This window comes from Pantoea sp. KPR_PJ (genome assembly GCF_041386365.1).
Lineage (GTDB): Bacteria > Pseudomonadota > Gammaproteobacteria > Enterobacterales > Enterobacteriaceae > Pantoea.
The window spans coordinates 261,780-279,514 of record NZ_JABMIK010000003.1 but is presented as its reverse complement, the minus strand read 5'-3'; the positions used below and the strand labels follow the sequence as shown (position 1 = coordinate 279,514).

Below are 17,735 nucleotides of genomic sequence, written 5' to 3'. Positions count from 1 at the left end.
GGCTCCGTTAAGCGGCGCTGAACGCATCCGGGTAGAGGGAAAGAATGTCGTTAATCTCATGCTGAGACAGGCCGGTATAGCCACCAGCAGAGGCGTTGTATTTCATCAGGCGGATAACACGCATAACGTCAGCTCTGCAGGTGAAGCGATAACGGAAGTGGCTTCCGATGCCGTCCGGGTTTTTCTCGTCAATGCGCTCCAAGCGAATATCTAACTGGCGCTCTAATTCACTGGCGTAATTACGGCCAGAAGACAGACGACAATGTTTAAGAAGCTCATTCTCAGTAAATCCACTGGCACCGCTACGGAGCATAAAGAGACGCGCTCGATGCTTCTTAGGCGCTGGCTTAATAACTGTGGCAGGCGTAACATCAGAGGCGTCAGCTCCCTGATTAGCCGCCTGTAATGGGCGGTTTTTCATTTCCATCAGGCCACCTCACCACGAGATTCAGCGATACGCTGATTAATCCAGTCATCAACTTCACTTTCTACGAAAGCGATAGCGCGTGAACCAATTTTTACGGATTGAGGAAAGCGGCTTTCTCTAAGAAGACGATAAATCCACGCCTTGCTGTAACCAGTGCGGCGTTGGACTTCTGGTAAGCGGATTAGGGTTCTAGACAATGTAAAAGCTCCTGTAGTTGATTAAGGTCTACAGGAGCAAATATCTCACTCACACATCGCCATAGAGGCATAAATACAGATAAATACTTTATCTGGTAAAAATAACAGGTTTAGCTCTCAGCGAAAACCAGTGGTTCAATCTTCAGCGAGTTTCATAACATCTGAAAGTCTCATAGTCTTGAGGTAGCTATTTTTCTTTACATAGTGCTTTACGAGCTGATAAGTGTCTTCATTGATTATTTTTTCAACAAACGGGCGAATTGTATCCTTAACTTGCTGCGCTCCGATGAAATCGTCTTCATCATCCGGGAACAAAACTCTTGAAGCTAAATCATGGCTAATTTTTCTACCGTTGATTGCTTCCCAGAGCATCAAATCCAGGAAAGGAAAAACTTTATAGGTAATAATTTTCTTAATGGTTGAAATCCCTACCCTAGTTTTACTCGCTTGCGGTTCATCAATATCCAGCTCGAAACGCCATTCTTTAAGGAGTTCTTTGAATTCTGCTAGCAACTCATCATCAGTGTAAGATGCTAGGTTAACTTTGATGACTACTTCATCTTCGAATTCTGAACTTCCATCTTCTACAGCACTAACACATGAAAATATTCTACCGTCATTAATTTCCGAAACTCGGTGTCCATGGACTATGTGTTTATGGCGAAGATAAAAACGATAGTAGCTAGCTAAGTCACCCATACTGAAGGGGGTTATAGACTCCTCGCCACTTAACTCTTCTTGGTAAGGTTTTAAACCATGTTGATTGGAAATGACTGGAATACCATTAATCCTGTACTCGACAGGCTCAGGATCGTTCTTATCTCTGATAGCGGCGTTTTCTGCAACCGTTGGAAATGCCAATTCTGAAAGGTCTGCCGATAAAATGGTTCCCTTCTTTACTTGTTCAAGTAAGCTGGATTTGGTATGAAGCCAGCCTTCATTTGATTCCTCATCATCAGATGTGTAATCAATAAGGAACATTACCCTAAACTCTAATTCGAGAAGAATTTGCTCAATAGTTAGTGAGTGGAAAACTTCGTAATTCTTTAGCGAGAACCAACTTTTAATTTCTTTTGGAAGAACTTTTTTTGTCATAACGCCACCTCGCGTTCCTCTTTTTTGGCGGCTATGCCAGCCCGTAGAGGTGTACGGGTTTTCGGGGATCAGCCTAGACATAGCCTATTCTGTATTCGTCTACTGAAGTCTACTATCGTCACCTAATACTGTCTATTCATCCAGTTATGCTCTTCTGCCAAACGAGCCGTGAACCACGTTTTCGCCCTTCTCTAACGCATCCATATAGTCGGCATACCACTGAAGCATTTCACGGCGTCCATCCAGATACTGGGCGTGGTTGTAGGTGCCACGAATACTGTTCTTATCTGCGTGAGCCAACTGCGTTTCAATCCATGCAGTGTTATAGCCCTGCTCATGCAAAATGGTGCTCATAGTGTGTCTGAAGCCGTGACCGGTAGCTTTACCGCCATAACCGATTCGTTTGATAACCTGATTGATACTGGCCTCGCTCATCGTCTTCCCTGCATCGTTGCGCCCGGGGAACACATAGCGTCCTCTTCCCGTCAGCTGGTGGATTTCTTCAAGGAGAGATTTAGCTTGGATGGAAAGCGGCACTACATGAGGGCGGCGCATCTTCATCCGTTCTGCAGGTATCTGCCAGATGCCTTTCTCTAAATCGAATTCAGCCCATTCAGCGGCGCGTAATTCAATCGTGCGTGTGCCAGTAAGCATCAACAGCCGTGTGGCATTTTGTGTAACCTTGCTGCCAGTGTATTCACTAAGTGCGCGAAGGAAGCCGCCAATCTGTTCGGTGAGAAAGTGAGGGAAATGTTTTTGCTTTGGCGCTTTTAGTGCGCCGGCGAGATCGGTAACAGGGTTATGCTCTGCCCTGCCGGTGATGACGGCGTAGGTAAAAATCTGGCGGCAAGCCTGACGTGTTTTCTTCAATTTATCCAAAACGCCGCGCTGCTCCATCTTTCTGAGCACCTGCAGCATCTCTGCCGCTTTGATTTCTGCGATGGCACGTTTACCGATAAACGGGAACACATCTTTTTGCAGGTACTCCAGGATGTCACTGGCATAGCCCTGTGACCAGTTAGGGCGCTTATGCTCATGCCATTCAATCGCCAGTGCTTCGAAGCTGTTACTGACCGCCAGAATCTTAGCCTGCTTTTCCGTCTGTTTAACCTCACCCGGATCACCACCAGCAGCTAATGTGCGTTTTGCTTCATCACGCTTCGCCCTGGCATCAGCCAGAGAGACATCAGGATATACCCCCAGCGCCAGCAGCTTTTCTTTTCCCGCAACGCGATACTTCAAGCGCCAGTATCGTGAGCCATTGGTGTTAACGAGAAGGTAAAGTCCGCCGCCGTCAGAGAGCTTATAGGCTTTATCTTTGGCCTTTGAAGTGTCCACTGTGCGGGCATTAAGTTTCAATTTGGGGGTATCTCATCTCATTGAACAGAACTATACCCCCAAATGTACCCCCACATGATTGTTGATTTCAATAGATGATAGTAGACGTTGAGATAACGAGATTCGCGGGAAGGTGCTTACTGACTGGGGTTTTGTGGACTTTAGTAGACGACAGGAGAAGTGAAAATGGCACGCCCTACAGGATTCGAACCTGTGACCTACGGCTTAGAAGGCCGGTGCTCTATCCAGCTGAGCTAAGGGCGCGTGGAGATGGCGAGGATTATACGGCGAGACCTCAACGAGTCAACGGTTTTGGCTGTATGCGCGACGCATATGCCGAAGATTCAGACAACCGTCGGCGATTCAAAACCTGACAGCGCGTCACGCTTCTGACAGAATAGGCTCCTTTCCCCGATTCAACACAACACAGTGGATTTCCTCTCTGATGGCAGCAAAAATTATTGACGGTAAAACGATTGCGCAGCAGGTGCGCCTTGAGGTTGCGGAAAAAGTAAAGCAGCGTCTGGCAGCAGGTAAACGCGCACCGGGTCTGGCGGTGGTTCTGGTCGGTGAAAACCCGGCCTCGCAAATCTATGTTGGCAGTAAACGCCGCGCCTGTGAAGAAGTAGGCTTTGTCTCCCGCTCTTACGATCTGCCCGCGACCACCAGCGAGGCCGACCTGCTCCAGCTGATTGACGATCTCAATGACGACAGCGACATCGACGGCATTCTGGTGCAGCTGCCGCTGCCAGCCGGTATCGACAACGTCAAAGTGCTGGAACGCATCACCCCGGATAAAGATGTCGACGGCTTTCATCCCTATAACGTCGGCCGTCTCTGCCAGCGCGCACCAACGCTGCGTCCCTGCACGCCACGCGGCATCATTACGCTGCTGGAGCGTTACAATATTGATACCTACGGCCTGAATGCGGTTGTGGTGGGCGCATCTAACATTGTTGGCCGTCCGATGAGCATGGAGCTGCTGCTGGCAGGCTGTACCACTACCGTCACGCATCGCTTTACAAAAAATCTGCGTCACCACGTGGAGCATGCCGATCTGCTGGTGGTTGCCGTTGGCAAGCCAGGTTTTATTCCGGGCGACTGGATCAAGCCGGGCGCGGTGGTAATCGATGTGGGTATCAACCGGCTGGAGAGCGGAAAAGTGGTGGGTGACGTCGACTTTGACACTGCCTCAGAGCGCGCCTCCTGGATTACCCCGGTGCCGGGCGGCGTAGGCCCCATGACCGTCGCCACACTGATTGAGAACACGCTGCACGCGTGTGAAAGCTATCACGATAAAGAGGAAGCGTAATGGCAAGCTTTTCACTGGGTAAATTCCCGCACGTTGACCTGTGCGATCTGCTGAAGCTGGAAGGCTGGGTAGAGAGCGGCGCGCAGGCGAAAATCGTTATCGCCGACGGCGAAGTCACCGTTGACGGCGCGGTGGAAACCCGCAAGCGCTGCAAGATCGTTGCCGGACAGACCGTTGAGTTTGCTGGCCAGCGCGTTACCGTCACCGCCTGAGCTGGGGCGTCCTGCGGGACGCCCTGCTACGCCCCCGCTATTCGCGTCTCTCCTTCAACCTGCTCCAGCCGAATATGGTTTACCGGCGCATGCTGCGCAATCAGGTGCGCCAGACGCGGCGAATGGCTGGTGATCCACAGCTGACAAAACGGGCTGGCCTCGGCAATCAGGTGCGCCAGCGCGGGCAGCAGATCCTGATGCAGGCTGTTTTCCGGCTCGTTCAGCGCCATAAACTGTGGCGGTCTTGGGCTGAGCAGCGCCACCACCAGACAGAGAAAGCGCAGCGTTCCGTCTGAAAACTCCAGGCTGTCGAGCGGGCGCAGCACACCGCGCCGCGACATCTGCATCTGGAAACGCCCGTTCTGCACGTCTACGTGAAACGTACTGTCGGGAAAGGCCTGTGCCGTAACCGCACAGAGCAACTCATGATGACCGCGCTCCACAATGGTCGCCCAGGCGGCGGCGAGATTGCTGCCGTCGTGTGCCAGCACCGGCGAACGTACGCCGATCTGCGGCACGCGGACGGGCGATCCGGGCCAGACAGCAAACTCGTGATAGAAGCGCCACTGGCGCAGCCGTTCGCGCAGCTGCGACAGCTCAGGATAGCGGTGCGGTTCGCCCAGTTGACCGAACAGCGACTCCTCGGGATGCAGCATCGCCGGACAGGCCACGCGCTCGCCCTCCACGTTGTACAGAAACGCGGTCTGGTTTTGCCGGTGCATAATGCAGGATGAGGGTCTGCGCCGCTGGCCACTCAGCCAAATCGCTTCCTCTTTCACCAGCGGGTCGAGATTAAACAGCGACGTCGCCAGCGGTTCAGGAAAGCCTATATCAAGCTGGTAGTCAAGATCGTCCATCTGTGCCGCCAGCGTCAGCCGCCGGGGATCGTGACGCCGATCGCCGCGCCGCTGGCCACCCGCCCACATCACCTTCTGAATACCGCCCTCTTCCGCCAGCGCCGCCGCCAGCCGTCCGCTGGCGGCATCATGCAGCAGTTTCACCGCTTTATAGAGGTTCGATTTGCCGCAGCCGTTTGGACCGCTAATCACGTTAAGCTGCGTTAACGACAGCGTGAGCTGGCGCACCGAGCGAAAGCCGTGAATTTCAATCTTTTCGACAGGCATTAATAAAGGGCACCTGGGTGCCCTCTCCTCACACGTTACTTACGACGCCAGGTTGAGCCCTGCGGGCCGTCCTCAACGATTACGCCCAGCGCGTTCAGCTTGTCGCGGGCGATATCGGCCTGCGCCCAGTTTTTCTCTTTACGCGCGTCGGCGCGCGCCTGCACCCAGTGCTCAATCTCAGCCACTTCATCGGCGTTAGTCTGCGCACCGCTCTGCAGGAACTGCTCAGGATCCTGTTGCAGGATGCCCAGCACGTTAGCGATTTCACGCAGCTTCGCCGCCAGCGCACTGGCCGCCTCATCGCTCTCGCCTTTCAGACGGTTAACTTCGCGCGCCATGTCGAACAGCACAGAATAGGCTTCGGGCGTATTGAAGTCGTCATCCATGGCCGCCCGGAAACGGGCATCAAACTCTTCGCCACCCGCTGCCGCCACGCTGCGATCGGTGTGGCGCAGCGCGGTGTAAAGTCGCTCCAGCGCCGCACGTGCCTGATTCAGGTTCTCTTCGCCGTAGTTAAGCTGGCTACGGTAGTGGCCCGACATCAGGAAATAGCGCACCGTCTCCGCGTCGTAGTGCTGCAGCACGTCGCGCACGGTGAAAAAATTGCCGAGCGATTTTGACATCTTTTCACGATCGACCATGACCATACCGGAGTGCATCCAGTAGTTGACGTAGGGACCATCGTGGGCGCAGGTAGACTGGGCGATCTCGTTCTCATGGTGAGGGAACATCAGATCGGAGCCGCCGCCGTGAATATCAAAGTGCGCACCGAGCTGTTTGCAGTTCATCGCCGAGCACTCGATATGCCAGCCTGGACGGCCGTTACCCCACGGCGAGGGCCAGGCTGGTTCGTCGGCTTTGGACATTTTCCACAGCACGAAGTCCATCGGATTACGCTTCACCTCAGCGACTTCTACGCGGGCACCAGCCTGCAACTGCTCCAGGTCCTGACGCGACAGCGCACCGTAATCAGCATCACTCGGTACATCAAACATCACATCACCGTTGTCGGCGACATAGGCGTGGCCGCGTGCAATCAGACGCTCCACCAGCGCAATAATCTCAGCGATATGGCGCGTCGCACGCGGTTCCTGATCCGGTGGCAGAATGCCGAGCGCGGCAAAGTCTTTGTGCATCTCGCCGATCATGCGGTTGGTCAGCGTTTCAATACTCTCGCCGTTCTCGTTGGCGCGCTTAATGATTTTGTCATCAATGTCGGTGATGTTACGCACATAGTTAAGACGATAGCCGCTATAGCGCAGATAGCGTGATACCACGTCGAACGCCACGAACGTACGCCCGTGGCCAATATGACAAAGGTCGTACACCGTGATACCGCACACGTACATGCCGACTTCACCAGCATGGATAGGTTTGAATTCCTCTTTTTGTCGACTCAGGGTGTTATAAATCTTTAGCATTGAACAGTTCCGTTTAGACGAGTGCGGTAAACACTTTTATCAGGTTATTCAGTTATTGTGCCGTATTTTTCACGCTTGCGCGACGACAGCGTGCCAACGGCCCCGCGGGCGTGCTGACGCGTCATCAGAATTTATGATATAAGAGGCGTCGACTAAAATGGCCAGCCCGTTTTGCGGCGGCCAGACGACTGACGACAACCTTTACAGGACGAGAATGATGGTTACTTTCCAGACCAACCACGGCGACATCGTAATTAAAACCTTTGACGATAAAGCGCCTGCTACCGTGCAAAACTTCCTCGAATACTGCCGTGAAGGTTTTTATGACAACACGATTTTCCACCGTGTGATCAACGGCTTTATGATCCAGGGCGGCGGTTTTGAGCCGGGCATGAAGCAGAAAGCAACCAAAGCGGAAATTCGCAACGAAGCAAACAACGGCCTGAAAAACACCCGCGGCACGCTGGCAATGGCGCGCACCTCTGCTCCACACTCAGCAACCGCACAGTTTTTCATCAACGTCGCTGACAACGACTTCCTGAACTTCCGTGATGAAAGCCTGCAGGGCTGGGGCTACTGCGTATTTGCGGAAGTCGTTGAAGGCATGGACGTGGTTGAGAAAATTAAAGCGGTTTCAACCGGCCGCAGCGGTATGCACCAGGACGTTCCGAAGGATGACGTCATTATCCAGAAAGTGATCGTCAGCGAGTAATGTCGCGCACCCTGTTTATCGCAGATTTACATCTGTGCCAGGAAGAACCGGCGATTACCGCCGGTTTTCTGCGTTTTCTGGCGCGTGAAGCGTCGCACTGTGACGCACTTTATATCCTGGGCGATCTGTTTGAAGCCTGGATTGGCGATGACGATCCCAGTCCGCTGCATCAGCAGGTGGCTGACGCGCTGCGGGCACTGCCGGTCCCGGTCTACTTTATACACGGCAACCGCGACTTTTTGCTGGGCGAGGATTACGGTCGCGTCAGCGGCATGACGCTTCTGCCGGAAGAGCAGGTGCTGACAGGTTACGGCCATCGCGTGCTGATCCTGCACGGTGACACGCTCTGTACCGACGACGCGGGCTATCAACGCTTTCGCGCAAAGGTTCATCAGCGCTGGTTACAACGCCTCTTCCTGGCCCTGCCCTTGTTTATACGCCAGCGCATCGCCGCACGTATGCGCGACGGCAGTAAACAGGCAAACCAGCACAAATCGCAGACCATTATGGACGTCAACGCGCAGGCGGTTGCCGCAGCAATGCAGCGCCAGCAGGTCAGCCTGATGATCCACGGTCATACCCATCGTCCGGCGATTCACGCCTTTATGCTTCAGGGGCAGCCTGCTAAACGGGCCGTACTCGGCGCATGGCACGCGCGCGGCTCCATGATCCAGCTCGACGCCAGCGGCATTAGCCTGATTGAATTCGACTTTTAAAAAGCCGCAAAACCTGCGGTAAAAGCGGCGACGCAACCGTTTTCCTTACGGCTTTCTCATGCTATTCTCTGTGCCCTTCTTTACCGGCCTGACCGGCCAGGTTCGTTTGTTTATTCACAGGAGTTGACCGCATGTCATCCAACGCCGCCCCGGCACGCATTGCCATTGTGATGGGCTCAAAAAGTGACTGGTCCACCATGCAGTTCGCTGCGGAAATCCTCACCCGTCTGGAGGTCCCCTTCCATGTTGAAGTGGTCTCCGCCCACCGTACGCCAGATAAGCTGTTCAGCTTCGCCGAAACGGCAGCGGATAACGGCTATCAGGTGATTATTGCGGGCGCAGGCGGTGCAGCGCATCTGCCGGGTATGCTGGCAGCAAAAACCCTGGTGCCGGTACTGGGCGTGCCGGTGCAGAGCGCGGCGCTGAGTGGTGTCGACAGCCTCTACTCTATTGTGCAGATGCCGCGCGGCATTCCGGTGGGCACCCTGGCCATCGGTAAAGCGGGCGCTGCCAACGCGGGCCTGCTGGCGGCGCAGATTCTGGCGCTCCACGATGCGGCGCTGGCGACGCGCCTTAGCGAATGGCGTCAGGCGCAGACCGATGAGGTGCTGAACAACCCGGATCCGCGGGAGGAAGCATGAAGCCGGTTTGCGTACTGGGCAATGGTCAGCTGGGTCGCATGCTGCGCCAGGCGGGTGAGCCGCTGGGCATCGCCGTCTATCCGGTTGGTCTTGATGCCGAACCCGACGCGCTGCCGATTGCGCAGAGCGTCATTACCGCCGAGATCGAGCGCTGGCCAGAAACTGCGCTGACGCGCGAGCTGGCGGTACATCCGGCGTTCGTCAATCGTGACATTTTCCCGCGACTGGCCGACCGCCTGACGCAGAAACAGCTGCTCGACCAGCTAAACCTCGCTACTGCGCCATGGCAGCTGCTGGCCGACAAGCGCGAGTGGCCACAGGTGTTCGCCGCGCTGGGCGAGCTGGCTATCGTCAAGCGCCGCACCGGTGGCTATGACGGTCGCGGCCAGTGGCGGCTGCGCGCGAACGAAACCGCTGCGCTGCCTGACGAGTGCTATGGCGAATGCATTGTGGAACAGGGCATTAACTTTTCTGGTGAAGTCTCACTGGTCGGCGCACGTGGCCGGGACGGACGTACCGTATTTTATCCGCTGACTCACAACCTGCATCAGGACGGCATTCTGCGCACCAGCGTTGCCTTCCCCCAGGCGGATGCGGCACAGCAGGCGCAGGCCGAAGCAATGCTCAGCGCCATCATGCATGAACTGAACTATGTGGGCGTGATGGCAATGGAGTGTTTTGTCACGCCTGAAGGCCTGCTGATCAATGAGCTGGCTCCGCGCGTACACAACAGCGGGCACTGGACGCAGAACGGGGCCTCCATCAGCCAGTTCGAGCTGCACCTGCGCGCGATTCTGGGTCTGGCGCTCCCCCAGCCGGTGGTGATCGCGCCATCGGTCATGGTCAACCTGATTGGAACCGCACTTAACAGCGACTGGCTACAGCAGCCGCTGGTGCATCTGCACTGGTATGACAAAGAGGTGCGCTCCGGCCGCAAAGTTGGCCATCTCAACCTGACCGACAGCGACAGCGCGCGGCTGACCACGGCGTTAAAGGCCCTTGTGCCGATGCTGCCGCCTGAGTACGCCAGCGGCATTGCATGGACCATCGACAAGGTGTAATCCCCTCTTTCGCTGAGGCGGAAATTGCGCGCCCGCGTGGAAACGCACCCCCCTTGCTGGGGTGCGTCCGTAAAGGGCCAGTGCACCGTCTTCGCTGAACAGAACCAGCCATTTTTTCCCCGACACTCCCCTCTTTCCCGTCCCGCTTCTCGCTTTCAGGCTCTGACAGCGGCCTGACGGTGCGTCAGGCCGACTCGAAACGCCGGAACAGTGCCTTGCCGTGCAGCAGCCTGATGCCCAGCCAGCCGCCACAGATCGACAGCAGCAGCGCGCCACTCAAGGGGAGCGCCAGCCAGAGCGTCCAGTCAGGCTGCCAGGGGAAATCAAAAATCTTACGCTGCAGCGCCCAGAGCGCCGCTTCAGCACCCAGCGCCGCCGCTACGCCAGAGACGATGCCAAGCAGCGCAAACTCCCACCACAGCGTAGCGCGCAGCAGCTTCTTGCCCGCGCCCAGCGTGCGGCACACCACCAGTTCCTGCCGCCGCTGCCGCATCCCGACCTGAATCTGCGCCAGCAACAGCAGGACACCGCAAAAAGTCACCAGCACCACCATAATCTCCAGCGCCTGACTCACCTGCGTCAGGACCTGACCAATCTGCCGCATAATGCTGCCAATATCTAACAGGCTCAGTGTCGGAAAGGCGCGGTTCAGCTGCGCCAGCAGCGCGGGATTGTTCTCCAGCCGGAAACTGGTAAGCCAGGTTTGCGGCTGGGCATCGAGCGCACCGGGCGGAAAGATAAAGAAAAAGTTGGGCCGCAGACTCTCCCAGTCCACCTTGCGCAGGCTGGTAATCGTCGCGCTGAACGCCTGGGTATCGCCGGTAAAGGTCAGCGTATCTCCCAGCCTGACGCCCAGCCGCCCGGCCAGCTCCGTTTCCATGGAGACTTCGCCCGGCTTCGGCGGCCAGCTGCCCGCCACCAGCGGGTTGTGATCCGGCCGTTCGCTCATCCACGTCAGGTTGAGCTCGCGGTTCAGCGCACTGTCCACGCTGGGGTCTGCCGCTTTGCCATTAAGCCCGGTCAGCCGCACCCGCGCAATCGGGTAAAACGTCTCAGGTTTAACCTGATGCGCGGCGAGAAAGGCGCGCACCTGGGGCACCTGATCCTGCGTCATATTGAGCAAAAAGAAGTTGGGGCTATCGGCAGGCAACTGCTGCTGCCAGCGATCCAGCAAATCGCCGCGCATCACCAGCAGCAGCGCCAGCAGCATAAAGGAGAGCGAGAACGCGGCCAGCTGGCTCAGCGTCATGCCGGGCTGGCGCAGTAGCCGACTGATCGCCAGCCGCAGCGCCAGGCTGCGCACGGCCAGTCGCCGCAGTAACAGCAGGACGCTCCAGCCGAGCAGTGCCAGCAGGCCCGCCAGCACCGCCACCCCTGCCAGCAGTGCCCACAGCATCTTGCTGCCGCCCACCAGCAGCGCCAGCAGGGCCACCACCAGCAGCGCCATGGCCGGGAGATAATATTTTAGCGGCCAGAGGGTCGCCACCGCATCGCGTCGCAGCACGCGTAGCGGCTGGGTCGCCAGCAGCAGCCGATAGGGCCGCAGACCCACCATCAGTGAAATCACAAACAGCGAGCCTACAGCCCAGAGCCACGGCCAGCCGCTGGCAGGCGGCAGCGTCGCGGGCAGCACCGGCTTCAGCATCTGCATCAGCAGCGCCTCAACCCCCAGCCCCACTCCGCCGCCACAGAGTGTCGCCAGCAGCAGCACCGCCAGCCACTGACCAATAATCAGACGCTGTAGCGCGCTGCGCGTCGCGCCCAGGGTTTTTAGCACCGCCACCAGATCGTAACGGCTGCGGCAGTAGTGGCTCATCGCGACCGCCACGGCGGCGATGGCCAGCATCAGCGTCAGCAGGGCCGACAGCAGCAGGAACTGCTGGGCGCGCTGCATAGAACGGCCCAGCGCATCCTCGCTGTTTTCCACGCTGATCCAGCGCTGGTCGGCCTTCAGCTGCGGCTGGATCCAGCTATCGTAGCGCGCCAGCTGCGTGCGGTTTCCGGCAAACTGATAGCGCCACGTCAGGCGGCTGCCGGGCTGGATCGCCCCCGTTTTTTGCGCGTCATTGAGGTTAATCAACAGGCGTGGAGCCATCTGAAAAGGGTTAAAGCCGCCGTCGGGCTCCTGAATGACCTCACCTGCAATGAGCAGGCTGGCATCTCCCACGTCCAGCCGATCGCCCACCTTAAGGTTGAGTAGCGCCATCAGACGCGGTGCGGCCAGCGCCGTGCCTGGCCGGGGCTTCAGGCCGGGCGGATCGGTTTGCAGCTCGCCAAACATCGGATAGCGGTTATCTACCGCCTTCACCGCTGCCAGCTGCGGCGTCTCGCCAGCGAAGGTCATGGTCATAAAGCTGAGCTGCCCGCTCACGCTCAGCCCCTCCTGCCGCGCCCTGACAAGCCAGGCTTCGGGGACGGGCGTGCTGCTGCGCAGCGTGCGGTCACCGGCCATAAAGTCGCGACTCTGCTGGCTCAGCCCTTTTTCCATACGATCGCCAATGGTGCCAAGCGCCAGCACGCAGGCCACCGCCAGCGTCAGCGCCAGCCAGACAATTAACAGCGAGGGCGAACGCCACTCGCGCCAGAACCAGCGCCAGATCATTGTTCCTCCCACACTTTGCCGTCGCGCAGCCTGAGTCGACGGTCACAGCGCGCCGCCAGCTGTTCATCATGCGTCACCAGGATCAGCGTAGTGGCATAGTCGCGGTTCAGGGAAAACAGCAGATCGGCGATGTGATCGCCGGTTTTGCGGTCCAGATTGCCGGTTGGCTCATCGGCAAACAGCAGGCCAGGCCGCCCGTTAAAGGCGCGTGCCAGCGCCACACGCTGCTGTTCACCGCCGGAGAGCTGGGCAGGCAGATGCGTCAGGCGTGCGCCCAGCCCAAGCTGAGTAAGCAGCTCGCGCGCCTGCTCACGGCTCTGGCGATCGCTGTCGCCGCGCAGCAGCGCAGGCAACTGCACATTCTCCAGCGCGTTAAGGGTCGGTACCAGCATAAAAGACTGGAACACAAAACCTACCTGCGTCGCCCGCAGGGCCGCGCGCTGCTCCTCATCCAGCCGGTGCAGCGGCTGCCCCAGCAGATTCACCTCGCCACTGCTGCCATCATCAAGACCTGCCAGAATGCCCAGTAGCGTCGATTTGCCAGAGCCTGATTCGCCCGTAAGCGCAATGGTCTCGGCTCGTTTGACAATGAAGTCAACTCCGGTGAGGATGGTTAACGGGTGTTCCCCCTGACCGACGGACTTTGTAAGATGATGAACTTCAAGAATGTTTTCCGCTGGCATTATCCTTTCCTGTTTTTCGTTCTTATGCTGGTGTCGCATCTGGCTTCGGCGAGCACGTTACTGGTTTTAGGCGACAGCCTGAGCGCAGGCTATCGTATGTCGGCCAGCGTCGCCTGGCCGAGCCTGCTGAACAGCCACTGGCAACAGCAGCCCAGGGTGGTTAACGCCAGCATCAGTGGCGATACCACGGCCCAGGGTCTGGCGCGTTTACCGGCGTTATTAAAACAGCATCAGCCGCAGTGGGTGTTAATCGAACTGGGCGGCAACGATGGCCTGCGCGGTTTTTCGCCGCAGAGCATTGAGCAGGATCTGCGCAAAATCATTGACGACGTGAAGGCGGCCAATGCCAGGCCGCTGCTCATGCAGGTTCGTCTGCCCGCCAACTACGGGCGGCGTTATACGGAAGCGTTCAGCGGGATCTATCCCAGACTGGCACAGCAATACAACATTCCTCTGGTGCCCTTTTTTATGGAGCAGGTCTACCTGAAATCTGAATGGATGCAGCAGGACGGTATTCACCCGAATCCTGATGCGCAGCCCTTTATTGCCGAGCTGATGGCGAAAGAACTGGCTCCTTTAGTTAAGCATGAGTAACGGGAAGCGACGCGCTTTTTATGGGTAAAGATATGCAAAAGACCATTGTCATCACTGGCTGTTCCAGCGGTATTGGCCGGGTAGCCGCAGAGGATTTGCTGGCGCGTGGCTATCGCGTGATTGCGGCCTGCCGCAAGTCAGAAGATGTCGCGCAAATGCGCACGCGGGGCTTTACGGCGGTGAGACTGGATCTCGACGATGCGCAAAGCATTGACCGTGCGGCCGATGAGATCCTGGCGCTGACCAATCATCGTCTGTTCGCCCTGTTCAACAATGGCGGCTTCGGCCTCTATGGACCGCTGCGTACGCTGTCGCGCCAGCAGCTGGAGCAGCAGTTCTCGACCAATTTTTTCGGCACCCATCAGCTGACGATGCGGTTGCTGCCTGCGCTTGAGGCACACGGCGATGCACGCATCGTCAATACCAGTTCGGTCATGGGGCTGATCTCCACCCCCGGACGCGGCGCCTATGCCGCCAGTAAATATGCGCTTGAGGCCTGGAGCGATGCGCTGCGCCTTGAGGTGCGTCGCAGCGGCGTGCGCGTCAGCCTGATTGAGCCGGGCCCCATACAGACACGCTTTACCGACAACGTCACGCAGGGGGAACCGGGTAACCCCGTGCGTAATCCCGGCATCGCCGCACGCTTTACCCTGCCGCCGGAAGCCATTTTGCCCAGGCTGCGCCATGCGCTGGAAAGTCCCCGTCCGCGCCTGCGCTATCCAGTGACGCTGGTCGCACACGCCATGAGCATCCTGAAACGGCTGCTGCCAGGCTGGATGCTGGATCGCATTTTAAGCAGACACTGAGAATTCATCTTGAAGCGGGGCCGTTCGGCCCCATATTCTTTAAACACTTTCTGCCAAGAGACTTAGTCATGTCACCACACGCTTCGATTATCGACATCAATGAATCCAACCTGCACCAGACGCTGGAACAGTCCATGCAAATCCCGGTGCTGTTCTATTTCTGGTCGGATCGCAGCCAACATTGCCAGCAGCTAACGCCGCTGCTGGAGCGGCTGGCGCAGGAGTATGCGGGTCAGTTTATTCTGGCGAAACTGGACTGTGATAAAGAACAGATGGTTGCATCGCAGTTTGGTCTGCGCTCGATTCCAACGGTCTATCTGTTCCAGAACGGTCAGCCGGTTGACGGCTTCCAGGGCCCGCAGCCGGAAGAGGCGATTCGCGCACTGCTGGAAAAAGTGCTGCCGCGCGAAGAAGAGTTGAAGGCACAGCAGGCGCTGGCGCTGATGGACGAAGGCAAACCGCTGGAAGCGCTGCCGCTGTTAAAAGACGCCTGGCAGCTCAGTGGCCAGGCGAGCGAAATCGGTTTTCTGCTGGCAGAGGTGCTGATCGCCCTTAACCGCAGCGATGAAGCGGAAGAGGTGCTGGCGAAAGTTCCCCTGCAGGATCAGGACACACGCTATCAGGGTCTGATTGCACAGATCGATCTGCTGAAACAGGCCGCAGATACCCCAGAAATTCAGCAGCTGCAGGCGCTGCTGGAAAGCGATCCTGCGAATGCCGAGCTGGCTGCTAAGCTGTCGTTACAGCTCCATCAGGTAGGGCGTAACGAAGAGGCGCTGGAGCTGCTGCTGGGTTTTCTGAAGCGTGATTTGAATGCAGGTGATGGACAGGTGCGCAAAATGCTGCAGGAGATTCTGGCCGCGCTCGGAACCGGTGACGCACTCGCCGCCCGCTATCGCCGCCAGCTCTACTCCCTGCTCTACTGATTCGGCTCCGCCGTATCCGGGCCGAAGCGACTCGGCCCGTTATCTGACAATCAGGAGGTTATATGTTAACAGTTATCCCGGTGCTGATTGTGCTCGCCCTCGTTACCGTATGGGCAGGCGTCAAAATCGTACCGCAGGGCTATCAGTGGACCGTGGAACGCTTCGGGCGCTATACCCGCACGCTACAGCCCGGCCTGAGCCTGGTGGTGCCCTTTATGGATCGCATTGGTCACAAGATCAATATGATGGAGCGGGTGCTTGATATCCCCTCCCAGGAAGTGATCTCTAAAGACAACGCCAACGTCACCATTGACGCCGTCTGCTTTATCCAGGCCGTGGATCCGGCGCGCGCCGCCTATGAGGTCAGCAACCTTGAGCTGGCGATTATTAATCTCACCATGACCAATATCCGCACCGTGCTTGGCGGCATGGAACTGGATGAGATGCTGTCGCAGCGCGATAATATTAATACACGCCTGCTGCATATCGTCGATGAAGCCACCAACCCCTGGGGCGTAAAAATCACCCGTATTGAGATCCGCGACGTGCGTCCGCCGCAGGAGCTGATCGCCGCCATGAACGCGCAGATGAAGGCGGAGCGTACCAAACGTGCCGACATCCTGGCGGCAGAAGGGGTGCGTCAGGCAGCCATCCTGCGCGCCGAGGGGGATAAGCAGTCGCGCATCCTGAAAGCGGAAGGAGAACGCACCTCGGCGTTTTTACAGGCTGAGGCGCGCGAGCGTCAGGCAGAAGCGGAAGCGGCTGCCACGAAAATGGTCTCCGAAGCGATTGCAGCGGGCGACATCCAGGCCGTGAACTACTTTGTGGCGCAGAAATATACCGACGCGCTGCAAAAAATTGGCGAGGCCAGCAACAGTAAAGTGGTGATGATGCCGCTGGACGCCAGCAGCCTGCTGGGCTCGGTGGCGGGGATCAGCGAGTTGCTGAAAAGCACATCCTCTGAGTCGAAACGCTAATGCTGATGGAGATGATCGCGCATCCGCACTGGTTCTGGCTGACTCTGGGTGGCCTGTTGCTGGCAGCGGAGATGCTGGGCACCAGTGGCTATCTGCTCTGGAGCGGCATCGCGGCGGTGCTGGTCGGCATCGTTGAGTGGCTCTCTCCCTTTAGCTGGACGGCGCAGGGCTCACTGTTTGCGCTGCTGACGCTGGTTTGCGTCTACCTCTGGTATCGCTGGATACGTTATCGCGAGCGTAGTCAGCAACCTAACTCGCTAAACCAGCGCGGTACCCAGCTGACGGGCACCCTTTTAACGCTGGATGCACCGCTGGTCAACGGCGTCGGTCATGTGAAGCTTGGCGACAGTAGCTGGCGTGTGCAGGCTGACCAGGATCTGCCTGCTGGTACCCAGGTTATCGTCACCGGCATTGAGGGCATCACGCTGCACATTGCGCCGCGTTAATCGGGTTTCATGCGGGTGTGACCGCAGCAGCCTGCCAGGTCATTGATAATCGGACACTCTGCGCTGTCATCACCGGGACAGGCGTCAGCCAGCGCCAGCAGTCTTATACGCATCGCCTGAAGTTCTTCAATATGTGCAGCGATCTCCGCTGCTTTCTGCAGGGTACGCGCCTTTACGTCGGCGCTGTGTCGCGCCGGGTTGTTAAACAGCATGACCAGCTCGCGGCACTCTTCCAGCGTGAATCCCACCTGCCGCGCCTGTCGCAACAGGTTCAGCTCGTCAAGATGATGCGCGCTGTAGCGGCGATAGCCGTTGTCGCTGCGCAGCGGCGGCGTAACTACGCCCTTCTCTTCATAAAAGCGGATAGCTTTACTGGTCAGCCCGGTTTTTTTCGCCACATCGCTAATATTCATCTCTTTCTCCTCGCCAGCCCCCTTCACCTACA

At 57.5% G+C, this 17,735-nt stretch carries 20 protein-coding genes and 1 tRNA gene; 11 read left to right on the top strand and 10 right to left on the bottom strand.

Translation table 11 applies throughout. The features are described from left to right. Positions 1 to 7: 7 nt before the first annotated feature. The 5 genes from HP564_RS09795 to HP564_RS09775 form a co-directional block, all read right to left on the bottom strand. Positions 8 to 427 carry a hypothetical protein gene (locus HP564_RS09795; protein WP_371242500.1) on the bottom strand — a complete coding sequence of 140 codons (420 nt, stop codon included), beginning with the start codon at positions 425 to 427 and terminating at the stop codon, positions 8 to 10. Further along, entirely contained in the window at positions 427 to 624 is a 198-nt protein-coding gene (locus HP564_RS09790; protein ID WP_371242498.1) for a helix-turn-helix transcriptional regulator, read from the bottom strand. The genes HP564_RS09795 and HP564_RS09790 overlap by 1 nt, the downstream gene beginning before the upstream one ends. Positions 625 to 759: 135 nt before the next feature. Next, positions 760 to 1,800 (bottom strand): DUF6387 family protein, encoded by a 1,041-nt coding sequence (locus tag HP564_RS09785; RefSeq protein WP_371242496.1) that lies wholly within the window; start codon positions 1,798 to 1,800, stop codon positions 760 to 762. Positions 1,801 to 1,863: 63 nt separating this feature from the next. After that, on the bottom strand, positions 1,864 to 3,078 hold the full coding sequence (locus HP564_RS09780; RefSeq protein ID WP_371242494.1) for a tyrosine-type recombinase/integrase: 1,215 nt from the start codon (positions 3,076 to 3,078) through the stop codon (positions 1,864 to 1,866). Positions 3,079 to 3,244: 166 nt separating this feature from the next. Then, positions 3,245 to 3,321, bottom strand: a tRNA-Arg gene (locus tag HP564_RS09775). 181 nt (positions 3,322 to 3,502) lie between these two features. Between HP564_RS09775 and folD the strand changes: the two genes are divergently transcribed. Together folD and ybcJ are read left to right on the top strand one after the other, a co-directional pair. Then, positions 3,503 to 4,369, top strand: coding sequence for a bifunctional methylenetetrahydrofolate dehydrogenase/methenyltetrahydrofolate cyclohydrolase FolD (folD, locus tag HP564_RS09770; RefSeq protein ID WP_371242492.1), 867 nt, complete (start codon positions 3,503 to 3,505; stop codon positions 4,367 to 4,369). Beyond that, positions 4,369 to 4,581 (top strand): ribosome-associated protein YbcJ, encoded by a 213-nt coding sequence (ybcJ, locus tag HP564_RS09765; RefSeq protein ID WP_123798978.1) that lies wholly within the window; start codon positions 4,369 to 4,371, stop codon positions 4,579 to 4,581. The genes folD and ybcJ overlap by 1 nt, the downstream gene beginning before the upstream one ends. 26 nt (positions 4,582 to 4,607) lie before the next feature. Here ybcJ and HP564_RS09760 read toward each other — a convergent pair whose 3' ends face one another. Both HP564_RS09760 and cysS read right to left on the bottom strand, forming a co-directional pair. Next, positions 4,608 to 5,705, bottom strand: coding sequence for an AAA family ATPase (locus tag HP564_RS09760; protein WP_371242490.1), 1,098 nt, complete (start codon positions 5,703 to 5,705; stop codon positions 4,608 to 4,610). Positions 5,706 to 5,740: 35 nt separating this feature from the next. Further along, positions 5,741 to 7,126, bottom strand: a complete 1,386-nt coding sequence (gene cysS, locus HP564_RS09755) for a cysteine--tRNA ligase (RefSeq protein ID WP_371242488.1) — start codon at positions 7,124 to 7,126, stop codon at positions 5,741 to 5,743. A 217-nt stretch (positions 7,127 to 7,343) separates the two neighbouring features. Between cysS and ppiB the strand changes: the two genes are divergently transcribed. The 4 genes from ppiB to purK all read left to right on the top strand — a co-directional run bounded on the left by ppiB (position 7,344) and on the right by purK (position 10,256). Continuing rightward, entirely contained in the window at positions 7,344 to 7,838 is a 495-nt protein-coding gene (gene ppiB / locus HP564_RS09750) for a peptidylprolyl isomerase B (protein ID WP_371242743.1), read from the top strand. Then, positions 7,838 to 8,554 carry a UDP-2,3-diacylglucosamine diphosphatase gene (gene lpxH / locus HP564_RS09745; RefSeq protein WP_371242486.1) on the top strand — a complete coding sequence of 239 codons (717 nt, stop codon included), beginning with the start codon at positions 7,838 to 7,840 and terminating at the stop codon, positions 8,552 to 8,554. The genes ppiB and lpxH overlap by 1 nt, the downstream gene beginning before the upstream one ends. A 131-nt stretch (positions 8,555 to 8,685) precedes the next feature. Beyond that, a complete protein-coding gene (purE, locus tag HP564_RS09740) occupies positions 8,686 to 9,195 on the top strand; it encodes a 5-(carboxyamino)imidazole ribonucleotide mutase (RefSeq protein WP_371242484.1) in 510 nt (169 codons plus the stop codon). After that, a complete protein-coding gene (gene purK / locus HP564_RS09735; protein ID WP_371242482.1) occupies positions 9,192 to 10,256 on the top strand; it encodes a 5-(carboxyamino)imidazole ribonucleotide synthase in 1,065 nt (354 codons plus the stop codon). Before purE ends, purK begins: the two co-directional genes overlap by 4 nt. A gap of 184 nt (positions 10,257 to 10,440) precedes the next feature. On the opposite strand, the gene ybbP is transcribed toward purK, so the two are convergent. Together ybbP and ybbA are read right to left on the bottom strand one after the other, a co-directional pair. Further along, on the bottom strand, positions 10,441 to 12,858 hold the full coding sequence (ybbP, locus tag HP564_RS09730) for a putative ABC transporter permease subunit YbbP (RefSeq protein ID WP_371242480.1): 2,418 nt from the start codon (positions 12,856 to 12,858) through the stop codon (positions 10,441 to 10,443). Further along, complete coding sequence (gene ybbA / locus HP564_RS09725) at positions 12,855 to 13,541, bottom strand: putative ABC transporter ATP-binding protein YbbA (protein ID WP_371242478.1); 687 nt, start codon at positions 13,539 to 13,541, stop codon at positions 12,855 to 12,857. The genes ybbP and ybbA overlap by 4 nt, the downstream gene beginning before the upstream one ends. Here ybbA and tesA point away from each other — a divergent pair. From tesA to HP564_RS09700, 5 genes are all read left to right on the top strand, one after another. Further along, positions 13,509 to 14,135 carry a multifunctional acyl-CoA thioesterase I/protease I/lysophospholipase L1 gene (tesA, locus tag HP564_RS09720; protein WP_371242476.1) on the top strand — a complete coding sequence of 209 codons (627 nt, stop codon included), beginning with the start codon at positions 13,509 to 13,511 and terminating at the stop codon, positions 14,133 to 14,135. The two genes, ybbA and tesA, sit on opposite strands and share 33 nt — an antisense overlap. A gap of 32 nt (positions 14,136 to 14,167) precedes the next feature. After that, on the top strand, positions 14,168 to 14,941 hold the full coding sequence (locus HP564_RS09715) for an SDR family oxidoreductase (protein WP_371242474.1): 774 nt from the start codon (positions 14,168 to 14,170) through the stop codon (positions 14,939 to 14,941). Between the two features lie 68 nt (positions 14,942 to 15,009). Next, positions 15,010 to 15,867: a co-chaperone YbbN gene (locus HP564_RS09710; RefSeq protein ID WP_371242472.1), complete on the top strand. Its 858-nt coding sequence runs from the start codon at positions 15,010 to 15,012 to the stop codon at positions 15,865 to 15,867. Positions 15,868 to 15,929: 62 nt separating this feature from the next. Next, positions 15,930 to 16,844 (top strand): SPFH domain-containing protein, encoded by a 915-nt coding sequence (locus HP564_RS09705; RefSeq protein WP_371242470.1) that lies wholly within the window; start codon positions 15,930 to 15,932, stop codon positions 16,842 to 16,844. Next, positions 16,844 to 17,290, top strand: coding sequence for an NfeD family protein (locus HP564_RS09700; protein WP_371242468.1), 447 nt, complete (start codon positions 16,844 to 16,846; stop codon positions 17,288 to 17,290). The genes HP564_RS09705 and HP564_RS09700 overlap by 1 nt, the downstream gene beginning before the upstream one ends. Here HP564_RS09700 and cueR read toward each other — a convergent pair. Further along, positions 17,287 to 17,703: a Cu(I)-responsive transcriptional regulator gene (gene cueR / locus HP564_RS09695; protein ID WP_371242466.1), complete on the bottom strand. Its 417-nt coding sequence runs from the start codon at positions 17,701 to 17,703 to the stop codon at positions 17,287 to 17,289. The two genes, HP564_RS09700 and cueR, sit on opposite strands and share 4 nt — an antisense overlap. Positions 17,704 to 17,735 lie beyond the last annotated feature (32 nt).

Coding starts and splice junctions, on each gene's coding strand:
- ppiB (WP_371242743.1), top strand. CDS start 7,344: ATGGTTACTTTCCAGACCAACCACGGCGACATCGTAATTAAAACCTTT.
- ybcJ (WP_123798978.1), top strand. CDS start 4,369: ATGGCAAGCTTTTCACTGGGTAAATTCCCGCACGTTGACCTGTGCGAT.
- HP564_RS09795 (WP_371242500.1), bottom strand. CDS start 427: ATGGAAATGAAAAACCGCCCATTACAGGCGGCTAATCAGGGAGCTGAC.
- cysS (WP_371242488.1), bottom strand. CDS start 7,126: ATGCTAAAGATTTATAACACCCTGAGTCGACAAAAAGAGGAATTCAAA.
- purE (WP_371242484.1), top strand. CDS start 8,686: ATGTCATCCAACGCCGCCCCGGCACGCATTGCCATTGTGATGGGCTCA.
- tesA (WP_371242476.1), top strand. CDS start 13,509: ATGATGAACTTCAAGAATGTTTTCCGCTGGCATTATCCTTTCCTGTTT.
- HP564_RS09705 (WP_371242470.1), top strand. CDS start 15,930: ATGTTAACAGTTATCCCGGTGCTGATTGTGCTCGCCCTCGTTACCGTA.
- lpxH (WP_371242486.1), top strand. CDS start 7,838: ATGTCGCGCACCCTGTTTATCGCAGATTTACATCTGTGCCAGGAAGAA.
- HP564_RS09710 (WP_371242472.1), top strand. CDS start 15,010: ATGTCACCACACGCTTCGATTATCGACATCAATGAATCCAACCTGCAC.
- ybbP (WP_371242480.1), bottom strand. CDS start 12,858: ATGATCTGGCGCTGGTTCTGGCGCGAGTGGCGTTCGCCCTCGCTGTTA.
- HP564_RS09760 (WP_371242490.1), bottom strand. CDS start 5,705: ATGCCTGTCGAAAAGATTGAAATTCACGGCTTTCGCTCGGTGCGCCAG.
- HP564_RS09785 (WP_371242496.1), bottom strand. CDS start 1,800: ATGTCTAGGCTGATCCCCGAAAACCCGTACACCTCTACGGGCTGGCAT.
- HP564_RS09700 (WP_371242468.1), top strand. CDS start 16,844: ATGCTGATGGAGATGATCGCGCATCCGCACTGGTTCTGGCTGACTCTG.
- cueR (WP_371242466.1), bottom strand. CDS start 17,703: ATGAATATTAGCGATGTGGCGAAAAAAACCGGGCTGACCAGTAAAGCT.
- ybbA (WP_371242478.1), bottom strand. CDS start 13,541: ATGCCAGCGGAAAACATTCTTGAAGTTCATCATCTTACAAAGTCCGTC.
- folD (WP_371242492.1), top strand. CDS start 3,503: ATGGCAGCAAAAATTATTGACGGTAAAACGATTGCGCAGCAGGTGCGC.
- purK (WP_371242482.1), top strand. CDS start 9,192: ATGAAGCCGGTTTGCGTACTGGGCAATGGTCAGCTGGGTCGCATGCTG.
- HP564_RS09715 (WP_371242474.1), top strand. CDS start 14,168: ATGCAAAAGACCATTGTCATCACTGGCTGTTCCAGCGGTATTGGCCGG.